The sequence below is a fragment of the Bacillus sp. S10(2024) genome (assembly GCF_050473865.1).
In the GTDB taxonomy this organism is placed as follows: Bacteria; Bacillota; Bacilli; order Bacillales; family Bacillaceae_G; genus Bacillus_A.
Genome location: NZ_JBFLUR010000002.1, coordinates 514,601 through 535,343, shown reverse-complemented (window position 1 = coordinate 535,343; position 20,743 = coordinate 514,601). Strand labels below are relative to the sequence as shown.

The 20,743-nt window shown below is 38.0% G+C and carries 19 protein-coding genes; all 19 read right to left on the bottom strand.

What is annotated here, in order from left to right:
• Window positions 1-86: 86 nt before the first annotated feature.
• Window positions 87-1,058, bottom strand: coding sequence for a bifunctional riboflavin kinase/FAD synthetase (ribF, locus tag AB1280_RS02850; RefSeq protein ID WP_272188134.1), 972 nt, complete (start codon window positions 1,056-1,058; stop codon window positions 87-89).
• Between the two features lie 43 nt (window positions 1,059-1,101).
• Window positions 1,102-2,025 carry a tRNA pseudouridine(55) synthase TruB gene (gene truB / locus AB1280_RS02845; protein WP_429754812.1) on the bottom strand — a complete coding sequence of 308 codons (924 nt, stop codon included), beginning with the start codon at window positions 2,023-2,025 and terminating at the stop codon, window positions 1,102-1,104.
• A gap of 77 nt (window positions 2,026-2,102) precedes the next feature.
• The gene (gene rbfA, locus AB1280_RS02840; RefSeq protein WP_429754811.1) at window positions 2,103-2,459 is read right to left on the bottom strand and encodes a 30S ribosome-binding factor RbfA; all 357 of its coding nucleotides are present in this window, start codon (window positions 2,457-2,459) and stop codon (window positions 2,103-2,105) included.
• Window positions 2,460-2,474: 15 nt separating this feature from the next.
• Window positions 2,475-2,756: a DUF503 domain-containing protein gene (locus AB1280_RS02835; RefSeq protein WP_242219474.1), complete on the bottom strand. Its 282-nt coding sequence runs from the start codon at window positions 2,754-2,756 to the stop codon at window positions 2,475-2,477.
• A complete protein-coding gene (gene infB / locus AB1280_RS02830; protein WP_429754810.1) occupies window positions 2,753-4,819 on the bottom strand; it encodes a translation initiation factor IF-2 in 2,067 nt (688 codons plus the stop codon). Before infB ends, AB1280_RS02835 begins: the two co-directional genes overlap by 4 nt.
• Window positions 4,820-4,823: 4 nt before the next feature.
• Window positions 4,824-5,135, bottom strand: a complete 312-nt coding sequence (locus AB1280_RS02825) for a YlxQ family RNA-binding protein (RefSeq protein ID WP_272188137.1) — start codon at window positions 5,133-5,135, stop codon at window positions 4,824-4,826.
• Window positions 5,136-5,408 (bottom strand): RNase P modulator RnpM, encoded by a 273-nt coding sequence (gene rnpM, locus AB1280_RS02820; RefSeq protein ID WP_020059150.1) that lies wholly within the window; start codon window positions 5,406-5,408, stop codon window positions 5,136-5,138.
• An 11-nt stretch (window positions 5,409-5,419) separates the two neighbouring features.
• The gene (nusA, locus tag AB1280_RS02815) at window positions 5,420-6,520 is read right to left on the bottom strand and encodes a transcription termination factor NusA (RefSeq protein ID WP_272188138.1); all 1,101 of its coding nucleotides are present in this window, start codon (window positions 6,518-6,520) and stop codon (window positions 5,420-5,422) included.
• Between the two features lie 17 nt (window positions 6,521-6,537).
• A complete protein-coding gene (gene rimP / locus AB1280_RS02810) occupies window positions 6,538-7,008 on the bottom strand; it encodes a ribosome maturation factor RimP (protein WP_429754809.1) in 471 nt (156 codons plus the stop codon).
• Window positions 7,009-7,348: 340 nt separating this feature from the next.
• Complete coding sequence (locus AB1280_RS02805; RefSeq protein WP_429754808.1) at window positions 7,349-11,650, bottom strand: PolC-type DNA polymerase III; 4,302 nt, start codon at window positions 11,648-11,650, stop codon at window positions 7,349-7,351.
• Window positions 11,651-11,732: 82 nt separating this feature from the next.
• Window positions 11,733-13,430, bottom strand: a complete 1,698-nt coding sequence (locus tag AB1280_RS02800) for a proline--tRNA ligase (RefSeq protein WP_272188141.1) — start codon at window positions 13,428-13,430, stop codon at window positions 11,733-11,735.
• A 15-nt stretch (window positions 13,431-13,445) separates the two neighbouring features.
• Window positions 13,446-14,702, bottom strand: a complete 1,257-nt coding sequence (gene rseP / locus AB1280_RS02795; protein WP_429754807.1) for an RIP metalloprotease RseP — start codon at window positions 14,700-14,702, stop codon at window positions 13,446-13,448.
• An 18-nt stretch (window positions 14,703-14,720) separates the two neighbouring features.
• Entirely contained in the window at window positions 14,721-15,863 is a 1,143-nt protein-coding gene (gene dxr / locus AB1280_RS02790) for a 1-deoxy-D-xylulose-5-phosphate reductoisomerase (RefSeq protein WP_429754806.1), read from the bottom strand.
• 23 nt (window positions 15,864-15,886) lie between these two features.
• Window positions 15,887-16,675 carry a phosphatidate cytidylyltransferase gene (locus AB1280_RS02785; RefSeq protein ID WP_272188145.1) on the bottom strand — a complete coding sequence of 263 codons (789 nt, stop codon included), beginning with the start codon at window positions 16,673-16,675 and terminating at the stop codon, window positions 15,887-15,889.
• A gap of 17 nt (window positions 16,676-16,692) precedes the next feature.
• Window positions 16,693-17,469: an isoprenyl transferase gene (locus AB1280_RS02780; protein ID WP_272188146.1), complete on the bottom strand. Its 777-nt coding sequence runs from the start codon at window positions 17,467-17,469 to the stop codon at window positions 16,693-16,695.
• Window positions 17,470-17,554: 85 nt separating this feature from the next.
• Window positions 17,555-18,112, bottom strand: a complete 558-nt coding sequence (gene frr / locus AB1280_RS02775; RefSeq protein ID WP_272188147.1) for a ribosome recycling factor — start codon at window positions 18,110-18,112, stop codon at window positions 17,555-17,557.
• A 1-nt stretch (window position 18,113) separates the two neighbouring features.
• Window positions 18,114-18,836 carry a UMP kinase gene (gene pyrH / locus AB1280_RS02770; RefSeq protein WP_272188148.1) on the bottom strand — a complete coding sequence of 241 codons (723 nt, stop codon included), beginning with the start codon at window positions 18,834-18,836 and terminating at the stop codon, window positions 18,114-18,116.
• A gap of 65 nt (window positions 18,837-18,901) precedes the next feature.
• Entirely contained in the window at window positions 18,902-19,789 is an 888-nt protein-coding gene (gene tsf / locus AB1280_RS02765) for a translation elongation factor Ts (protein ID WP_272188149.1), read from the bottom strand.
• 80 nt (window positions 19,790-19,869) lie between these two features.
• Complete coding sequence (gene rpsB, locus AB1280_RS02760) at window positions 19,870-20,571, bottom strand: 30S ribosomal protein S2 (protein WP_090912758.1); 702 nt, start codon at window positions 20,569-20,571, stop codon at window positions 19,870-19,872.
• Window positions 20,572-20,743 lie beyond the last annotated feature (172 nt).

Genomic DNA, 20,743 nt, shown 5'->3' with positions numbered 1-20,743 from the left:
TAAGTAATATATCCCCAGTTACCTAGCAAACGTCGGTGAGTCGTAATGCCAAGCAATGGTTATTGTAAAGTACATAAGATAGAATACTACTTTTCATTAGAAAAAGCAAGTATATTATTTGTATGGCTAAAATAATCTTCTGCCGTTCTCTTATCTTTTGCAATTTGTGCAACTAATTCATCAATTCCGTTAAACCTTTTTTCCTCACGAATGCGTATATGCCACTCTACAACAACAGACTCATCATATATATCGCGCTGAAATTCAAAAAGATGCACTTCAATAGAAAGCTGCTTTTCATTTTCCTTAAAAGTAGGTTTATATCCGATATTACATACACCTTCATGCCACTCATCATTCACGTTCATTCTAACAGCATATACACCAACAGGCGGCAAAAGATATTCATCACTTAAAGCCACATTAGCTGTTGGAAAGCCAATTTGACGTCCACGTTTATCTCCGTGCACAACCGTTCCTTCTACTGTATAAGCTCTACCTAAAATAGATGGAATTTGTTCCATTTCTCCATTTCGAATCAGTTTTCGTAATGCCGTGGAACTTACTTTTTCTTCTTGAAATTCAACTTTTTCGATCACGGTCTGTGTAAACTCCCCTCTTGCATGAAACGGTAAAGTTTCCATCGTCCCTTTTCCTAAACGTCCATATGAATAGTCAAAACCTGCTACTACATGCTTTACATTTAGCCCAATAATATATTCATCTACAAACTGTTGTGGCAGTAATCCAGCAAATGATTTATCGAATTTCACCACATATAACATATCAATCCCTAAATCTGCAATTACTTTTTCTTTAATAGATAACGGTGTAATATACTCCACATGCGCTTCTTTTTTCCCTAACACAACAGATGGGTGTGGATGAAATGTTATGACAGCACTTTTATATCCTCTTTCATCCGCTATTTTTTTTGCTGTTCGAATCACACGTTGATGCCCTAAATGAATACCATCAAAAAATCCTAATGCCATTACAGTAGATGGTAATTCTATTTTATTTTGTTCGTGTGGATGAGTTAAATGAATGAGTTTCACGCTTGAATTCACCTTTTTCTGTAATAATCCTTCCAATTATTCATTATAGCTGTAATTCTTGATTATTCACAAGTACTTTCATCGGTTTCAACATACCTTGATGTTTTGGGTGATGTTCATAAATCGCTAAACAGCGTTCCTTTTCATCAAAAACTGTAATGAACGGTGCTGTTATTTGTTCTTTATTCGGTAAAAACATACCATTCTTCACTTTTTCTGCTTGTTCCCTACTTACAATCATTTTTGGAAACTTACATAATGCTTCATCAATCGAAATGAAGATAGACTCCACTGTTCCATTTTGCACGTTTTGTTCAATTTCTTCAAATGATATGCAATCTTCTAATTTAAACTCGCCTGATGCCGTTCTCACAAGATCAGACATATGCGCCGGAAATCCAAGTTTTTCCCCAATCATCACAGCTAATGTTCTTACATATGTTCCTTTACTACAAGTCACACGAAAACGGAAGGAAATTGTCTCTCCTTCAAATAATTCACGGTTATCAAGTAAAGTAATTTCATGAATCGTAATTGTACGAACAGGACGCTCTACTTCTATTCCCGCCCTCGCATATTCATATAGCTTCTTTCCATTTACTTTTACAGCCGAATACATTGGTGGTACTTGTTCAATTGTTCCTGTTAAGCCCGCTAATACAGATTCTACTTCTTCACGCGTAATAACACGATTAACATCTTGCTTTTCAACCACTTCACCTGAAGCATCTTCTGTAGTGGTCGAAAATCCTAACGTAACTTCCCCTTCGTACGTTTTTGTTTCACTCGTTAAAAATTGTGCAATTTTCGTAGCACGTCCTACACAAATTGGTAATACCCCTGTCACATCTGGATCTAAAGTCCCTGTGTGCCCTATACGTTTCTCTCTTAATATTTTTCTTAATTTAAATACACAATCATGTGATGTCATCCCTTTTGGTTTATGTAATAGTACTACACCTTCCATATATTCACCTCATCGTTATACTTTTGTACGCCGAACTTACTTCAGATTGAAAAAATGGATAGACAAATGTCTATCCATTATTCTTCACGTTTATCGTCTTTATTAATTTCATGTAAAAGTGTATCAATTCGATGACCGTATCCAATCGACTCATCAAATTCAAAGGAGATTTCAGGTGTTTTCCGAAGACGAATACGTTGTCCAATTTCGGAACGAATAAAGCCTTTTGCCTTCGCTAAACCTTTTAATGTATTTTCTTTCTGTTCTTCGTCTCCTAAAACAGAAATATATACTTTGGCAATCTGTAAATCCCCACTTACTTGCACATCTGTTACCGTCACAAAACCGATACGTGGATCTTTAATTTTGCGACTGATAATTTCGCCTAATTCTTTCTTCATTTGCTCGCCCACGCGATTTGCACGTAGCTTCATAACTAATCACCTCATTCAATACCATTCCAATTGTGTTATCGTACGTTCAATTTCAGGAAATGAATCAATGTAGGCAAGTACACGATTCATTTCTTTTTCGCAGATAACACGATTTGAGGATACGGAAACAATCGCAATTTCTGTACGTTGCCATACATCTTGATGCCCAACTTCTGAAACAGATACATTATAACGCTGTTTCACACGAGTTAAAACACGCTGTAAAATTGCTCGTTTCTCTTTTAAAGAATGCACATCATAGACTATACATTCGAATGAGAGTGAAGCGATAATCATCGCTTCACTTCTTCCATAATGTACGCTTCAATAATGTCCCCTTCTTTAAGATCATTATACTTCTCAATTGTAATACCACACTCATAGTTTTGGGCAACTTCTTTTACGTCATCTTTGAAACGTTTTAACGTATCAAGTTGGCCTTCGTAAATAACTACGCCGTCACGAATGATACGCACGCCGCTATCACGTGTAATTTTACCGTCTGTTACGTAACATCCTGCAATTGTTCCAACTTTCGTTACTTTGAACGTTTGACGAACTTCCGCTTGGCCAATTACTTTTTCTACAAATTCAGGATCTAGCATACCTTGCATTGCAGCTTCGATCTCTTCAATTACTTTATAAATAATGCGGTGCAAACGAATATCAACGTTTTCTAATTCTGCTGTACGCTTCGCATTGACATCAGGACGTACGTTAAATCCGATTACAATTGCATTAGATGCAGAAGCTAAAATAATATCAGATTCTGTAATTGCACCTACGCCAGTATGGATGATTTTTACTTTTACGCCTTCAACATCAATTTTACGAAGTGATGCTGCCATTGCTTCCACAGAACCTTGTACGTCTGCTTTCACAATCAAGTTAATTTCTTTTACATCGCCTTCTTTAATTTGTTGGAATAAATCTTCAAGGCTCAATTTAGATTTTTCACCGCGCTGTGCAAGCAATGCTTGTTGTGCACGTTCTTCACCGATTTGACGCGCTTTCTTCTCATCGGCAAATGCCATGAAGCGGTCTCCAGCTTGTGGTACTTCATTTAAACCTGTAATCTCAACAGGAGTAGATGGACCAGCAACTTTGACACGACGACCAATATCGTTTACCATCGCACGAACACGGCCGAATGATGTACCAACAACGATTGGGTCTCCTACTCGAAGTGTACCGTTTTGAACAAGTAATGTCGCAATTGTTCCTTTACCTTTATCAAGCTGCGCTTCGATTACTGTACCAGTTGCATAGCGATTTGGATTTGCCTTATATTCTTCTACTTCACTTACAAGAAGAATCATTTCTAACAAGTTGTCAATTCCTTCACCTTTAATAGCTGCGATTGGTACGAAGATTGTATCGCCGCCCCAAGCTTCTGGAACTAATTCGTACTCAGTTAACTCTTGCATTACACGGTCTGGATTTGCTGATGGTTTATCCATTTTATTCACAGCAACGATAATTGGTACTCCAGCTGCTTTCGCATGGTTAATCGCTTCAACTGTTTGTGGCATAACACCGTCATCAGCTGCTACAACTAGAATTGTAATATCCGTAACTTGCGCACCGCGCGCACGCATTGTTGTAAATGCTGCGTGACCTGGTGTATCTAGGAATGTAATTTTTTTGTCATTTACTTCAACTTGGTATGCACCGATATGCTGCGTAATTCCGCCTGCTTCACCAGCAGTTACTTTTGAATTACGAATAGAGTCAAGTAATGTTGTTTTACCATGGTCAACGTGTCCCATAATTGTAACGACAGCTGGACGTTCTTTTAAGTTTTCTTCATCGTCTTGCTCGTCCATAAACGTTTCAAATTCTGTTTCACTAACAATTACTTCTTCTTCCACTTCAATACCGTAATCACTAGCAATTAGCTCAATTGTATCTTTATCTAAATCTTGGTTAATTGTTGCCATGATTCCAAGCATAAAGAGCTTTTTAATAATTTCAGACGGCTCTTTGCCTAATTTTTTCGCAAGTTCACTTACTGAGAGCGTGCCAGAGAAAGTAATTTTATCTGGTGTTTCTACTACTTGTGTTTGTTGTCTTCCAGCAAAGTTTTCTTGACGTTTGTCTTGATTTCCTTTGCCTTTTTTCTTATTCTTATTGCTGTTCTTTTTGCTGCGAACAACTTTTTCCTCTACTTCAAACTCATCTGCAACAGAAGGTTTTTCTGTTCCATCATTATATTGATTATCTAACTTATTTACTACTTCATCATCTAACATCGCCATATGATTAGAAACCTCTATATTCATTTCTTTTAGTTTTGTAATAATATCCTTACTTGAGATATTGCGTTTTTTTGCATATTCATATACTCGAATTTTACTCATACCTTCACCCCCGGTAAGTTGTATCGAGCATGCTAAGCAGCTTCTTAGCAAAGCCGTCATCTAACACCGCTACAACGACTCGTTCTTCTCTCCCAATCGCATGCCCTAATTCTTGTCGATTTTCGACCTTTCTCATTGGTACGTTGTAGAACGTTGTTTTGTCTGTAATGCGCTTTGTTGTATTTGCTGACGCATCTTCAGAAAGCAATACGAGCTTTGCTTTACCACTTCGAACTTCTTTTAAAACAAGTTCTTCGCCCGATATAATCTTTCGGGCCCGATTAGCCAGCCCTAAAAACGATTTCCAATTGGACACTTACTTCGACTCCTTCTCAACAAGCTCGATTAGCTCTTCATAAAGAGAGTCATCAATTTTCGCTTTTAGGTGATGTTCCAAAACATTTTTCTTTTTCGCTTGAGAAATGCATTCTTTATCTTTTGACAAATATGCACCGCGTCCTGATTGTTTACCTGTTAAATCAATTGACACGACTCCCTCTTTGGAACGAACAATGCGAATGAGCTCGCGTTTTGATTTCATCTCTTGTGTTACCACACATTTTCGTAACGGAACTTTTCGATTGCTCATGTTCATCACCTCTATTCGATTTCATCTTCAGCAGAATCGAATGCGATCATCATATCTTCTTCTGTTAAAAGTCCTAGTTGTTTCGCATCAGACTCGCTTTTAATATCAATTTTCCAATTTGTTAATTTTGCTGCAAGTCGCGCATTTTGTCCACGTTTACCAATCGCTAAGGAAAGCTGATGATCTGGAACAATTACAGTAGTTGCCTTTTCTTCTTCGTTTACAAGCACTTTTACAACTTGTGATGGACTCAGTGCATTTGCTACATATTCAACAGGATCATCTGACCAACGAACAATATCAATCTTTTCACCCTTTAGTTCATCTACGATGCGTTGTACACGTTGTCCTTTCGGTCCTACACAAGAACCTACTGGATCTACATCTACATTTTCAGAGTAGACAGAGATTTTTGAGCGATCTCCTGCTTCTCGTGCTACAGAACGAATTTCTACAGTTCCATCATAAATTTCTGGCACTTCAATCTCAAACAAACGCTTTAAAAGACCTGGATGCGTACGTGATACATAAATTTGCGGTCCTTTTGTTGTTTTCTCTACTTTTGTAATGAAAACACGGATGCGATCATGAGGTTTGTACTGTTCATTTGGCATTTGCTCGCTTACTGGTAAAAGTGCTTCTACTTTCCCTAAACTTACATAAATAAAGCGAGCATCTTGGCGTTGTACAATACCAACCATAATGTCTTCTTCACGGTCGCTGAACTCAGAATAAATCACGCCACGTTCAGCTTCACGTACTCGCTGCGTTACAACTTGTTTTGCTGTTTGCGCTGCAATACGGCCGAAATCTTTTGGCGTTACTTCAATCTCTAATACATCGCCCTCTTGGTAGTTTGGATTAATATGTCTTGCCTTTTCAACAGAAATTTCAAGACGTGGGTCAAACACACTTTCCACTACATCCTTACGTGCTAATACTTGAATAGTACCAACTTCAGGATTGAAGCTAACGCGAACATTTTGCGCTTGGTTGAAATTTCGTTTGTAAGCAGAAATTAAAGCTGCTTCAATAGCATCAATAATAATATCTTTGCTAATACCTTTTTCTTGTTCTAATACGAGCAAAGCATCTAACAACTCAGTGCTCATGAAGATCCCCCTTCTTACTAAAACGTAACTGCAAGTCGCGCGTTGGCAACTTTATCCATTGGAATTTGGATTTCTTTTTTACGTGTTTTAATTGTTAATAGTAATGTGATTGTTGTTCCATCATATGCAAGTAGTTTGCCTTCAAACATTTTCTCACCATCAATTGGCTCGTATGTTTTAATTGCGACTTGTTTGTCTACTGCTTGGTGGAAATCTTTTTCTTTCTTTAATGGACGCTCCGCTCCTGGAGAGGATACATCTAAAAAGTAAAGATGAGGAATTGGATCCTCTTTATCTAAAGCTTCACTTAACCGCTCACTTACCGCACCACATTCCTCAATATCTACTCCTGTATCAGAGTCAATGGCTACGCGTAAAAACCAATCTTTTCCTTCTTTCACATACTCTACATCTACAAGCTCAAGACCAAGCTCTTCGACAATTGGCTGCGCAAGTGCTTCAACAACTTCTGTAACTTTCTTATCCATAAACAGCCTCCTTTCTGCCGCCATGTAACAGTTGAAAGACTTCATCCTGCGTACTTTTAACCAATGCAGTTTGTATATTCTTTCTCGTTAGCTAACAAAAGCCCCTGCTAATAAGCAGGGAATATCTGTCTTAGTATTACCAAATTTAAGAAGTAAAACTTGTAACAAAATATGTATATACGACAGAAACGTCTACGTAAATTTTAGACGCAGAAACGTAGATAGTAAAACGAAAGAGTGGGTTTCCCCACTCTTTTTTTCACAAAATATACACGACATGGTTATCTCGCTATCAAGTATAGCATAGTAACCATTGTTTTGCAAAGACTTTTCCTGCCTATTAGAACAACGATAACTGGTTTTGATCGGGTAGATCTCCTAGACAGCCCTGGCTATCTAAATACTCAATAATTGTTTTGGAAATCTTACTGCGCTGTTGTAAATCTTCTTTCGATAAAAACTCGCCATTTTCACGTGCTGCTACAATGTTTAATGCAGCATTTGTACCAAGACCGGGTATTGCATTAAACGGTGGAATCAATGTATTCCCATCAATAATGAAATCTGTTGCACTAGAGCGATATAAATCAACTTTTTGGAATGAATAACCACGTTCACACATTTCGAGTGTCATTTCTAATACTGTTAGTAAACTTTTTTCTTTTGGCGAAGCATCTAATCCCTTTTGCGTAATTTCATCAATTTTAGTACGAATAGTTGCTGAGCCTTTTACCATCGCATCTACATCAAAATCATCGGCACGAACGGTAAAGTATGCTGCGTAGAATAAGAGCGCAAAATGCACTTTAAAATAGGCAATGCGCACTGCCATGAGTACATATGCTGCTGCATGCGCCTTTGGGAACATATACTTAATCTTTTTACATGAATCAATATACCATCCCGGCACATTATTATTGCGCATCTCCTCTTCCCACTCTGGAGGTACACCTTTCCCTTTACGTACAGATTCCATAATTTTAAACGCTAAAGATGGTTCTAAACCTTGGTAAATTAAATACACCATAATGTCATCACGACAACCGATTACTTCACTCAGTGTACATGTGCCATCATAAATGAGTTCATTTGCATTTCCAAGCCATACATCTGTACCGTGAGATAGTCCAGAAATTTGGACAAGCTCTGAGAATGTCGTCGGCTTCGTTTCCTCTAACATTTGGCGAACGAATTTTGTACCAAATTCCGGGATACCAAGTGTACCTGTTTTACAGTTAATTTGTTCTTCTGTTACGCCAAGTGATTCTGTACCTGAGAAAATTTTCATTACTTCTGGATCATCTGTTGGAATCGTCTTCGGATCAACTCCACTTAAATCTTGAAGCATACGAATCACTGTCGGATCATCGTGTCCAAGTATATCAAGTTTTAATAAGTTATCATGAATAGAATGGAAATCAAAATGTGTCGTTCGCCATTCTGCCTCTAAAGAATCTGCTGGATATTGAATCGGTGTAAAATCAAAGACATCCATGTAATCCGGCACTACGATAATACCACCTGGATGTTGCCCTGTCGTTCTCTTAACACCAGTACATCCTGATACAAGACGATCTACCTCTGCCCCTCGTATCGTTAAATTATGGTCTGAAGCATAGCCTTTCACATATCCATACGCAGTCTTTTCGGCAACAGTACCTATTGTTCCAGCACGATATACATTATCTTCACCGAACAGTACTTTCGTATAGTTATGAGCACGAGGTTGGTATTCTCCTGAGAAGTTCAAATCAATATCCGGAACTTTATCTCCTTTAAAACCAAGAAACGTTTCGAACGGAATATCATGACCATCTTTTTTATATGCAGTTCCACAGCTTGGACAATCTTTATCAGGTAAATCAAATCCAGAACCGACCGATCCATCATTAAAGAACTGCGATTGCTTACAATTTGGACAAACATAATGCGGCGGTAAAGGGTTTACCTCTGTAATTTCCATCATTGTCGCAACAAATGATGAACCAACTGAACCACGTGAACCAACAAGATAGCCATCGATAAGTGATTTTTTTACAAGTTTATGAGAAATCAAGTAAATAACAGCAAATCCATGTCCAATAATACTTTTCAATTCTTTTTCCAAGCGGGCTTCTACAATTTCTGGAAGTTCATCTCCGTAAATACTCCGAGCCATTACGTAACTCATATCTCGCGTTTCATCATCTGCACCTTCAATTTTTGGCGTGTAAAGATCATCTTTTACAGGCTTTACTTCCCCAATCATCGATGCGACTTTTTGTGTATTTGTTACAACAATTTCTTTTGCTTTCTCTTCACCTAAGAAAGAGAAGCATTCTAACATTTCATCTGTTGTTCGGAAATACACAGGCGGCAATGAATGACGATTCAATGGATTCGCTCCGCCTTGCGAACTCACTAAAATTTTTCTATACATTGCATCTTCTGGATTTAAATAATGAACATTTCCAGTTCCAACAACAGGCTTATCTAACGTTTCACCTAACTTTACTAAGTTAGAAATAATTGTTTTTAATTGACCTTCATCACGAACAAGCTCAAGCTCTACCAAATGTCGTAACACTTCTGGAGGCATTACCTCAATGTAATCATAAAACTGAGCAATTTCCTCCACTTCTTCTGGTGCCTTTTGCATCATCGCTTCAAATACTTCACCTTTATCGCAAGCCGTACCAACTAAAATACCTTCGCGATACTTCTTTAATAAAGAACGCGGAATACGCGGGACACGATAAAAATATTGAAGATGCGCGTAAGAAACAAGTTTATATAAATTTTTCAATCCTTCATCTGACGTTGCAAGAAGTGTCACATGACTTGGACGTCCACGTTTATACGCATCTCCTTGTCCCATACTGTCATTTAACTGATCATGATATTCATAGCCTTTTTCAATGACATTTTTGAGCATTTTCACAAGTAAATAGCCTGTTGCTTCTGTATCATAAATCGCACGGTGATGTTGTGTTAATTCGATATCAAGCTTTTTACATAACGTATTTAAACGATGGTTTTTCATCTCTGGAAATAAAAAACGAGCCAATTCTAACGTATCAATAACTGGATTTTTCGTTTTTTCTAATCCGCTCTTCTTAAATCCAACGTTTAAAAATCCCATATCAAAGCTTGCATTATGGGCGACAAGTGTATGATTACCCATCCAATGTTCAAACTTTTTAAATACTTCTTCTACCTCTGGGGCATCCGTTAGCATATCATCTGTAATACCTGTTAATTCAATGATTGTTGCTGATAATGGCTGATGTGGATTTGCAAAGGATTCAAAACGATCGATAATTTCTCCACCTTTTACTTTTACTGCAGCAAGCTCGATAACTGTATCATATACAGCTGATAATCCAGTTGTCTCAACGTCAAATACAACATATGTTTCGTCTGCAAGTAATCGATGTTGCTCATTATAAGCAATTGGCACACCGTCATTCACAAGGTTTGCTTCTACGCCAAAAATCACTTTAATTCCTGCTTTTTTTCCTGCAGAATACGCTTCAGGAAAAGCCTGTGCAACAGCATGATCTGTTACTGCTACCGCTTCATGTCCCCATTTTGCCGCTTGGCTCACAAGTGTAGATACAGAAGTTACAGCATCCATTTGGCTCATCGGTGTATGCATATGAAGCTCTACCCTTTTTTCTCCTTCTGGTGCTTTATCTTTTCGGGACGGACCTGTTATTTCATTAATATCATTTGCAATCATAACCAAGTCCCGAACGAACGTGTCATTTTGAACGGATCCGCGCGCTTTCACCCACATTCCTTTTTTCAATGATTGTAAGAGCGGAATATCCTCTTTATCGCGTGAAAACATTTTAATCATAATGGAATCGGTGTAATCCGTTATTTTTAATGTCAATAATGTACGTCCACTACGAAGTTCTTTTGTTTCCACATGGAAGACATAACCTTGAACAGTTTTTCTTCTTTCTTCATCTTGAATTTCACGAAGTGGTGTAATCTCCTCATCAGGCTTAATAAGATAACCGAGTACAATCGGCCCTTCGTGTACAACATCACTTTCTTCCGCTTGTTTCTTGGCCATTTCTTCCATGGCTTGTATAACGCGCTGACGATCCTCTTGCTGTGTTTGTTCACGAAACTTCTGAACTTCCTCTTCATTTTGTTTTATATTTGTTTCTAGCTGAAAACGAGGAAATCCAAAAACTTCATATTGATCTCCGACTGGCTTCGCAAGATTTTTCTTTAGCGCAGTAGATTCTAAATCATTATTCACATCAAGTAACAACTTCACTCCGTTCACATGCGGAAGTTGCTTTTTTAAATATGCAAACATAGGTGAGAAAGTAATTCGATCTGTACAGAGCGGCCAATACGCCTTGACCTCTTCTTCCGTAAATTGCTTATTCTCTGTTTCTAGTGAAAATGATGTTTTTGCAATATGAGAAAATGACTGCTTAAGCTGTGTTTCAAGCAATTCATATAATTCTGTTGGTAAAATACGTGGTACTTGTAAATCAAAATGCCAACTCTTATTTGCTTTATCAACAACTAACCTTTGAATGCCACCACCTTGTAAATATTGATTGATAAGGTCTTCAGGCATTTGTAACTGCTCAAGCAAAATTTGAAATCGCTCTTGTTGTTCGTTTGTTAATGACATAAGCAACCTCCTTCCATCTGCTATTATAAATTGAAACGTTCCACAAAGAAAGAGAAGGTACCTCATCACGAGGTACCTCTTCTTATTTTAAAATATTTGCAATGTATGTGTGAAGTTCTTCGACTTTCACTTCTGCAGATTCATTTGTTGCACGTACTTTTACTTCAACAATGCCTTCATCTGCTTTTTTACCAACTGTTACTCGGACTGGAAGACCGAATAGATCTGCATCAGCAAATTTTACACCAGCACGCTCTGCACGATCGTCTAATAACACTTCATATCCGTGCTCTTTTAACGAACTGTATATATTTTCGCCCACTTCACGCTGTGCATCTGATTTCATATTTACTGGAATTACGTGTACATGGAATGGTGCAACTGCTTTTGGCCATACTAAACCATTCTCATCATTAAATTGCTCAGCAATAGCCGCAACTGTACGAGATACACCAATTCCGTAGCAGCCCATAATGATCGGCTGTGTTTTACCGTTTTCATCTAAGAACGTTGCATTCATTGATTCACTATAACGAGTGCCAAGCTTAAATACATGTCCCACTTCAATACCACGAGCAAAACGAATTGTTCCCTCGCCGTCTGGAGAAAGGTCCCCTTCTTGGATAAAACGTAAATCTGTATATTGGCTTACTTTAAAGTCACGTTCTGGATTAACATTCACATAATGAAATCCTTCTTCATTTGCTCCGCAGCATCCATTTACGATAGCTTGCACTGCATGATCAGCAATGATTTCCACTTCTGCTGTGCCAATTGGGCCTAAAGAACCTACTTCACAGTTTAACAATTCTTTTACTTCTTCATGTGTTGCAAGTTCAACAACAGAAGCACCGTATAAATTTTTCAACTTAATATCGTTTACTTCATGATCTCCGCGAACAAGAGCAACAATAAACTTCTCGTCTACTTTAAAGACCATAGACTTAATACAATTTGTTGCTTCAATATTTAAGAACGCACATACTTCTTCAATTGCTTTTTGATTTGGCGTAGCTACTTTTTCAAGCGACTTTTCTTGCTTCTCACTCTTCTCATAAGTAGAAAGAACAGGTGCCATCTCAATATTTGCAGCATAGTCAGATGTATCAGAATATGCAATTGTATCTTCTCCTACATCTGATAATACCATAAATTCATGTGTATCTTTTCCGCCCATCGCTCCAGAATCTGCGATAACAGCACGGAAATTTAAGCCGCAACGTGTGAAAATATTAGAGTACGCTTGGAACAGACGGTTATACACTTCATCTAAACTTTCTTGCGTTGCGTGGAAAGAATATGCATCCTTCATTAAAAATTCTCTTCCGCGCAACAAACCAAAACGAGGTCTTTGCTCATCGCGGAATTTTGTTTGAATTTGATAAAGTGTCAAAGGTAACTTCTTATATGACTTAATTTCGTCGCGGACAAGATCCGTAATCACCTCTTCATGCGTTGCTCCTAAAGCAAACTCACGATTATTACGATCATTCATACGCATTAATTCTGAACCATATGAGTACCAGCGTCCAGATTCTTGCCATAATTCAGCTGCTTGAAGAGCTGGCATTAGCAATTCTACAGCACCAGCTTTCTCCATTTCTTCACGAACAATACGTTCTACTTTATGCAGCACTTTCAGACCAAGCGGTAAAAAACTATATATACCTGAAGCGTTTTGACGCATAAATCCTGCGCGCAATAGAAGCTGATGACTTTTTATTTCCGCATCAGCTGGCACTTCACGCAGTGTAGGACTAAATATCATACTTTGTTTCATTCTATAGCACCTCTTTTATAAGAAAAACTTCCGTATATCATTCCATGTTACAACTAACATCAGTAACATTAATAAAGCAAAACCAATAAAGTGAACCATTCCTTCTTTTTGACGGTCAATCGGCTTCCCGCGAAGCGCTTCAATTAAGAAGAAGAAAAGACGTCCGCCATCAAGTGCAGGAACCGGTAATAAGTTAAATAAACCAAGATTTATACTTAAAACAGCTGCTAAGCTCATGACACGAATCGTGCCATACTCTACAACTTGGTCAGTTAAATTATAAATTCCTACTGGACCAGATAAATCATTAATAGAAAAATGTCCTGTAACGAGCTGGATAAGTGAGACAAATATGAGCTTTGTCCATCTGTATGTTTCTTCAAAACCCAATTTGATTGAACCTAATACTGATTTTTCAACAGGCGATTGTACACCGAGTCTACCAACTGTAACCTCGCCCTCTTTTTCAGCAGCTGGAGTAACTTGAATTGTTACTTTTTTACTATCACGTGTTACATCCATTGTAATTTCTTTTCCTGGATTTTCACGGACAATACTCGTAACATCTTTCCAACTATTTGTCGGCTTATTATTAATTGACGTAATAATATCATCTTCATGTAAGCCTGCTTTCTCTGCCACGCTGCCAGATACTACTTTTCCAATCATCGACTTATCTACTGGAATCCCTTGTACAAAACCAATGATAACAAAGATAACAAAGGCAAGTACAAAGTTCATAGCAGGACCAGCAAAAATAGCAAGCGCTCGTTGCCCTAGTGTTTTCGAACCAAATTGTCGGTTAAACGGAGCAATTTGTGTCTCTTCTCCTGCGGAAATGCAGTGAGCTTTCTCATGTACTCGAAATGTTTGTAACTCTTCTTCGTACTCTTCATAGCCAGATATGGTCAGCTTATGTTCCAAGTCAGCTTGTTCTACTTCAACGACACGAACATTTGGATATTTTTCACGATTATCCAAAACAATTTTCGTAACCTCTTCTTTTTCATTTAGAACAAGACCCACTTTTGTCCCAGGTTTTAGTTCAACTGTTTCTGGATCCTCTCCAGCCATTCGTACATAGCCGCCAAGCGGAAGTAAACGAATTGTATAAACTGTTTCATTTTTTTCAAATGAGTACAATTTCGGACCAAAACCGATGGCAAATTCACGACACAAAATGCCAGCACGTTTGGCAAAGTACAAATGTCCAAGTTCATGGAAAAATACAAGTGCACCGAAAATTAAAATAAAGGCAATCGCTGTATTCAATTCTCATAACCACCTTTGCTAAATTTGTTCCATCACAAACCGTCTTGTGGCAGCATCAATTTCCTGAATTTCTTCTAAGCTTGGACGCGCAATGACATTGTGATGGTGCATTGCTTTTTCAATGAGTTCTTCCACTGTTAAGAAACTGATTTTCTTTTGCAGAAAAGCTTCTACAGCAGCCTCATTAGCTGCATTCATCACAGTTGGCATACTTCCCCCCATTTTTCCAGCTTCATATGCAAATTGAAGACAACGGAAACGCTCCATATCCATCGTTTCAAAATGTAACGTCCCAATTTCCCATAAATTCAGCTGTTTAGCGTTTGGAAGTGAAAAACGATCAGGGTAAGTAAGTGCATATTGAATTGGAACACGCATATCAGGTGTACCAAGCTGCGCCATTACACTGCGATCTTCAAACTCAACCATAGAGTGAATGATACTTTCTTTATGTAATACAACATCGATTTGCTCATAAGGAATATTAAAAAGCCAATGCGCTTCAATAACCTCTAATCCCTTATTCATCATTGTAGCAGAATCAATAGTAATTTTCGAACCCATAGACCAGTTTGGATGACGAAGTGCATCTTCCACTGTTACATGTTTAAGCTCATCCCTCGTTTTATCTCGAAAACTTCCACCTGATGCCGTTAAAATCAATCTAGAAATGCGCTTCTCATTTTCCCCATTCAAACATTGGAAAATAGCAGAATGTTCACTATCTACCGGAAGCAAAGGTACGTTATGTTTCTTTGCAGCTTCCATAACTAAATGTCCTGCTGTTACTAATGTTTCTTTATTTGCAATTGCAATCGTTTTTTTCGCTTCAATTGCTCGCAATGTCGGTAATAATCCGACACTCCCAACAACTGCGTTTACAACTATTTCTGCATCTGGATGAAGTGCAACTGCAAGCAACCCTTCCTCTCCATATACAACTTTCGTATTTCCAGAAACCGTTTGTAATTTCAAAGCATCTTCTTTTTCTTGTACAGAAACAATCTCAGGAGAAAATTCTTGAATCATCTGCTGAGCAAACTCAATATTTCTTCCAACAGAAAAAGAAACGAGACGGAATTGGTCTTGGTGCGTGCGCAATACATCTAATGTTTGCGTTCCAATTGAGCCGCTTGCACCTAATAAACTAATGGTTTTCATTACTTCTACTCCTCGTCCATTCATTAAATGAAATGTAAGAAATGTAATAGCGGTAATACAAATAGCCAACTATCAGTGCGATCGAGTATACCGCCATGTCCTGGCAAAATTGTCCCCGAATCTTTCACACCGTAATGACGCTTAAACGCTGACTCTACTAAGTCTCCAATTTGTCCAAATACAGAAATCGCAATTGTTACTCCAATTAGCACAACGATATTTTCCTCGACTGGAAAAAATATATTGTACACAACAGCTACTACAATACCGCATACAATACCGCCAAGAGATCCTTCAATCGTTTTATTTGGACTAATTTCAGGCCATAGTTTTCTTTTTCCCATCGCTTTTCCGATGAAATATGCTCCTGAATCTGTTGCCCATACAACAAATAGTGCATAAAACACAAATTGAATTCCAGCAATACGCGTTTCATTTAAATAAAAGAAACCCATTGCAACATACGTTGTTGCCATTAATAAAAATGCAGCATTGTCAAAAGTAAATGTATTCTTAGAAAGGACCGTATATGATAAAAGTAATAGGACAATTACAAATGTAATTTCTCCTTTTGATAAACCTATTGTTTCAAATACGTCAGATACATTACTTGGAACTAAACTAACCCATAACAATAATGCTGCTAAAATTGTTGGTACAGAAATAATCGTAAGTTTATTCATTCGAATTAATTCATATAATCCAACAGAAGCTAATGCATACACTAAAATTGCAAAAGGCACGCCACCGTAAAATACGATGGGGATGAATAGCGCGGCAGCAATCACTCCAGTAATTATTCTCTGTTTCACTACCAAACCCTCTCTTTCTACACGCCTCCAAATCTGCGGCCTCTATTTTGGAAGTCAGTAATAGACTGTAATAAATGTTCTTCTGTAAAATCTGGCCAAAATACATCAGTAAAACAAAACTCTGTATAAGCAATTTGCCACAACATAAAATTACTTATACGAAGCTCACCACTTGTTCGGATTAGCAAATCAGGATCGGGCAATGTTCTTGTCATTAAATACGAAGAAATCGTTTCTTCTGTTATGTCTTCAGAATGAAGTTTTCCTTCCTCACTATCCTTCACCATATTTTGTACAGCAGTCACAATTTCATCACGACTTCCATAGTTTAACGCAAAATTTAAAATTAACCCCGTGTTATCTTTTGTATCTTCAATTGCTTTTTCCATCGCTCTTCGCGTATGAGTTGGCAGGCGATCCTTTTGTCCTATCACACGTACTTGTACATTTTCTTCAACAAGCTCTGGTAAAAATGTACCTAGAAACTCTTCAGGAAGTTTCATTAAATAATCCACTTCTAATTTTGGTCTTTTCCAGTTCTCTGTAGAGAAGGCATAAAGAGTCAACACTTTGACACCGAGCTTACTGGCAAACTTCGTAATTTTCTTTACGACTTGCATCCCTTCATGATGACCTGCAATACGAGGCATCGCTCTCCTTTTCGCCCATCTTCCATTGCCATCCATAATGATTGCAATATGTGCTGGAATTTCTCCTTTTTTTGCTTCTTCTACGAGATGATCAAACGACGCAATCTTATTGCCTTTAAAAAAAGGAAGTTTTCTAAACATCATTCAAACCCTCCAACGAGCAGACATATGCCTAAAAGTGTAAAAAGACCCCCTTAAGAAGAGGGTCATATTTGCGAAAGTTTCGCGATTACACTTCCATAATTTCTTTTTCTTTGTTTTTTGTAACTTCGTCAACTTTTACGATATACTTATCTGTTTCTTTTTGGATATCTTCTGTATATCCTCTTAAGTCATCTTCTGTAATGTCGCCGTTCTTCTCAAGTTTTTTTAAATCATCATTTGCATCGCGGCGTACGTTACGAACAGCTACTTTTGCATCTTCAGAATATTTCTTCACAACTTTAACAAGTTCACGACGACGTTCTTCTGTTAGCGCAGGGAATGCGATACGAATAACAGTACCATCATTAGAAGGATTTAACCCTAAATCAGCTTTTAAAATCGCCTTCTCAATATCACCGATAGATGTCTTATCATACGGTTGAATAACTAGTAAACGTGCCTCTGGCACTGTGATATTTGCTAATTGTACAACCGGCGTCGGTGCACCGTAGTAATCTACTTGTACTTTATCTAATACAGAAGCGCTTGCACGACCTGCACGAACTGTTGAAAGTTCACGAGAATATGCCGCAACTGCTTTTTCCATTTTTTCTTTTGCATTATTCACTACTTGTTGTGCCATTTTATTTCCCCCTTACAATTGTTCCAATATTTTCGCCGAGAACGGCACGCTTAATATTTCCTTCTTCCATAATTGAGAATACAATTAGTGGAATATCATTGTCCATACATAAAGAAGAAGCTGTAGAATCCATTACACCTAAACCTTCTTTTAAGACATCTAAATATGTAAGTGTCTCATACTTTGTCGCTGTTTCATCAACAGTTGGATCTGCACTATATACGCCATCTACATTATTTTTGGCCATTAAAATAACATCTGCCTCAATCTCAGCTGCGCGTAATGCCGCTGTGGTATCAGTGGAGAAGTAAGGGTTACCTGTACCTGCTGCAAAAATTACAACACGCTTCTTCTCTAAGTGACGATTTGCTTTACGACGAATGTAAGGCTCTGCTACTTGGCGCATTTCAATAGAAGTTTGCACACGTGTTTGAACTCCTAAATTCTCCAAGCTATCTTGAAGAGCTAAAGAATTCATTACTGTTGCTAACATGCCCATATAGTCAGCTGTTGCACGATCCATTCCCATCTCGCTCCCGATTTTTCCACGCCAAATGTTACCGCCACCAACAACGACTGCAACTTCTACATCAAGCTCAGCAATTTCTTTTACTTGCTGTGCAACAGATTTAATAACAGATGGGTTAATTCCAAACCCTTTATCTCCAGCTAAAGCTTCACCGCTTAGCTTTAATACAACACGATTATATTTTGGCTTACTCATAATGAACCTCCAGTACTTGCATCTTTATTTTAAAAAAGGGAACACAATGTGTTCCCCAATCTTTATTAGTTGTTACCTTTTACTTGGTTCATTACTTCTTCAGCAAAGTTGTCTTCGCGTTTTTCGATTCCTTCACCAACAGCGTAGCGAACTAATCCTTTTAATGTTCCGCCTTTAGACTCAACGAACTGACGAACTTTCATATCAGGGTTTTTAACGAATGCTTGGTCAAGTAAGCAAATCTCTTCGAAGAATTTGCCAAGACGACCTTCAACCATTTTTGCAACGATTTTTTCTGGCTTGCCTTCGTTTAAAGCTTGTTGTGTTAATACTTGACGCTCATGCTCAACTTCTTCAGCTGTTACAGCATCGCGGTCGATGTATTTAGGATTAACTGCTGCAATGTGCATTGCTACATCTTTAGCAGCTGCTTCATCTGTAGAACCTTCAAGAACTGTTAATGCACCAATGCGTCCACCCATGTGTAGGTAAGCACCGAATGCATCTGCATCAGTTTTTGATACGATTTCGAAACGACGAAGTGTAAGTTTTTCACCAATTTTAGCGATTGCTTCGTTGATGTGCTCTTCTACTGTTTTGCCGTTTGCAATTGTTTGAGCCATAGCTTCTTCAACGTTAGCAGGTTTGCTAGCTAATAAGTGAGCAGCTAATTCTTTAATTAATGTTTGGAAACCTTCGTTTTTCGCAACGAAATCAGTTTCAGAGTTTAATTCTAAGATTACAGCGTCGTTACCGTTTGTTTCGATGTAAGTTAAACCTTCAGCAGCAATGCGGTCTGCTTTTTTCGCAGCTTTCGCAATACCTTTCTCACGTAGGAAGTCAATTGCTTTCTCCATGTCACCGTTAGTTTCTGTTAACGCTTTTTTGCAGTCCATCATACCTGCGCCAGTTTTTTCACGAAGTTCTTTTACCATTTGTGCAGTAATTGCCATGCTTTTCATCCTCCTAGAATATGTATATACCTTAAAAAAGGTGATAAAAGGCCTACCCCCTTATCACCTTTCTAAATTTGTTACGCAGTAACAGTTTCTTCACCTTGTTTTGCTTCAAGGATCGCGTCTGCCATTTTAGATGTAAGAAGTTTTACAGCACGAATAGCATCATCGTTTGCTGGGATTACATGATCGATTTCATCTGGATCACAGTTTGTATCAACGATACCGATGATTGGAATGTTTAATTTGCGTGCTTCAGCAACAGCGATACGCTCTTTACGAGGGTCTACTACGAATAATGCATCTGGAAGACCTTTCATATCTTTAATGCCGCCTAAGAATTTTTCAAGACGCTCTAATTCTTTCTTAAGTTGTACAACTTCTTTCTTAGGAAGTACTTCGAAAGTGCCATCTTCTTGCATTCTTTCGATGTCTTTAAGGCGTTTAATACGCTTTTGAATTGTTTGGAAGTTTGTTAACGTACCACCTAACCAACGTTGGTTAACAAAGTACATACCAGCGCGAGTTGCTTCTTCTTTAATAGCATCTTGTGCTTGTTTTTTTGTACCTACGAATAATACGTTACCGCCGTTAGCAGCGATGTCTCTCATTACGTTGAATGCTTCTTCAACTTTTTTCACAGTTTTTTGTAAGTCGATGATGTAGATACCGTTACGCTCTGTGAAAATGTAACGTTTCATTTTTGGGTTCCAACGACGAGTTTGATGTCCGAAGTGAACACCAGCTTCAAGCAATTGCTTCATAGAAATTACTGACATAATTTAGTTCCTCCTAAATGGTTTTTGATATCCTCCGTTCACTTCATCTTTAAGCGAAACTACAAGCGTAGCACCAACACTTAAATCAATGAACGTGTGTACTTTGTACTGACACCACTGACAACTATATCACAACAAAATATCACAATCAAGTCGAAAATACATACATTGT

What these genes read in the sequence shown, in the direction of transcription:
- truB (WP_429754812.1), bottom strand. Translation starts at nt 2,025, where the DNA reads ATGGAAGGTGTAGTACTATTACATAAACCAAAAGGGATGACATCACAT.
- rbfA (WP_429754811.1), bottom strand. Translation starts at nt 2,459, where the DNA reads ATGAAGCTACGTGCAAATCGCGTGGGCGAGCAAATGAAGAAAGAATTA.
- AB1280_RS02835 (WP_242219474.1), bottom strand. Translation starts at nt 2,756, where the DNA reads ATGATTATCGCTTCACTCTCATTCGAATGTATAGTCTATGATGTGCAT.
- infB (WP_429754810.1), bottom strand. Translation starts at nt 4,819, where the DNA reads ATGAGTAAAATTCGAGTATATGAATATGCAAAAAAACGCAATATCTCA.
- rnpM (WP_020059150.1), bottom strand. Translation starts at nt 5,408, where the DNA reads ATGAGCAATCGAAAAGTTCCGTTACGAAAATGTGTGGTAACACAAGAG.
- nusA (WP_272188138.1), bottom strand. Translation starts at nt 6,520, where the DNA reads ATGAGCACTGAGTTGTTAGATGCTTTGCTCGTATTAGAACAAGAAAAA.
- rimP (WP_429754809.1), bottom strand. Translation starts at nt 7,008, where the DNA reads ATGGATAAGAAAGTTACAGAAGTTGTTGAAGCACTTGCGCAGCCAATT.
- AB1280_RS02805 (WP_429754808.1), bottom strand. Translation starts at nt 11,650, where the DNA reads ATGTCATTAACAAACGAACAACAAGAGCGATTTCAAATTTTGCTTGAG.
- AB1280_RS02800 (WP_272188141.1), bottom strand. Translation starts at nt 13,430, where the DNA reads ATGAAACAAAGTATGATATTTAGTCCTACACTGCGTGAAGTGCCAGCT.
- dxr (WP_429754806.1), bottom strand. Translation starts at nt 15,863, where the DNA reads ATGAAAACCATTAGTTTATTAGGTGCAAGCGGCTCAATTGGAACGCAA.
- AB1280_RS02780 (WP_272188146.1), bottom strand. Translation starts at nt 17,469, where the DNA reads ATGATGTTTAGAAAACTTCCTTTTTTTAAAGGCAATAAGATTGCGTCG.
- frr (WP_272188147.1), bottom strand. Translation starts at nt 18,112, where the DNA reads ATGGCACAACAAGTAGTGAATAATGCAAAAGAAAAAATGGAAAAAGCA.
- pyrH (WP_272188148.1), bottom strand. Translation starts at nt 18,836, where the DNA reads ATGAGTAAGCCAAAATATAATCGTGTTGTATTAAAGCTAAGCGGTGAA.
- tsf (WP_272188149.1), bottom strand. Translation starts at nt 19,789, where the DNA reads ATGGCAATTACTGCACAAATGGTAAAAGAACTTCGTGAAAAAACTGGC.
- rpsB (WP_090912758.1), bottom strand. Translation starts at nt 20,571, where the DNA reads ATGTCAGTAATTTCTATGAAGCAATTGCTTGAAGCTGGTGTTCACTTC.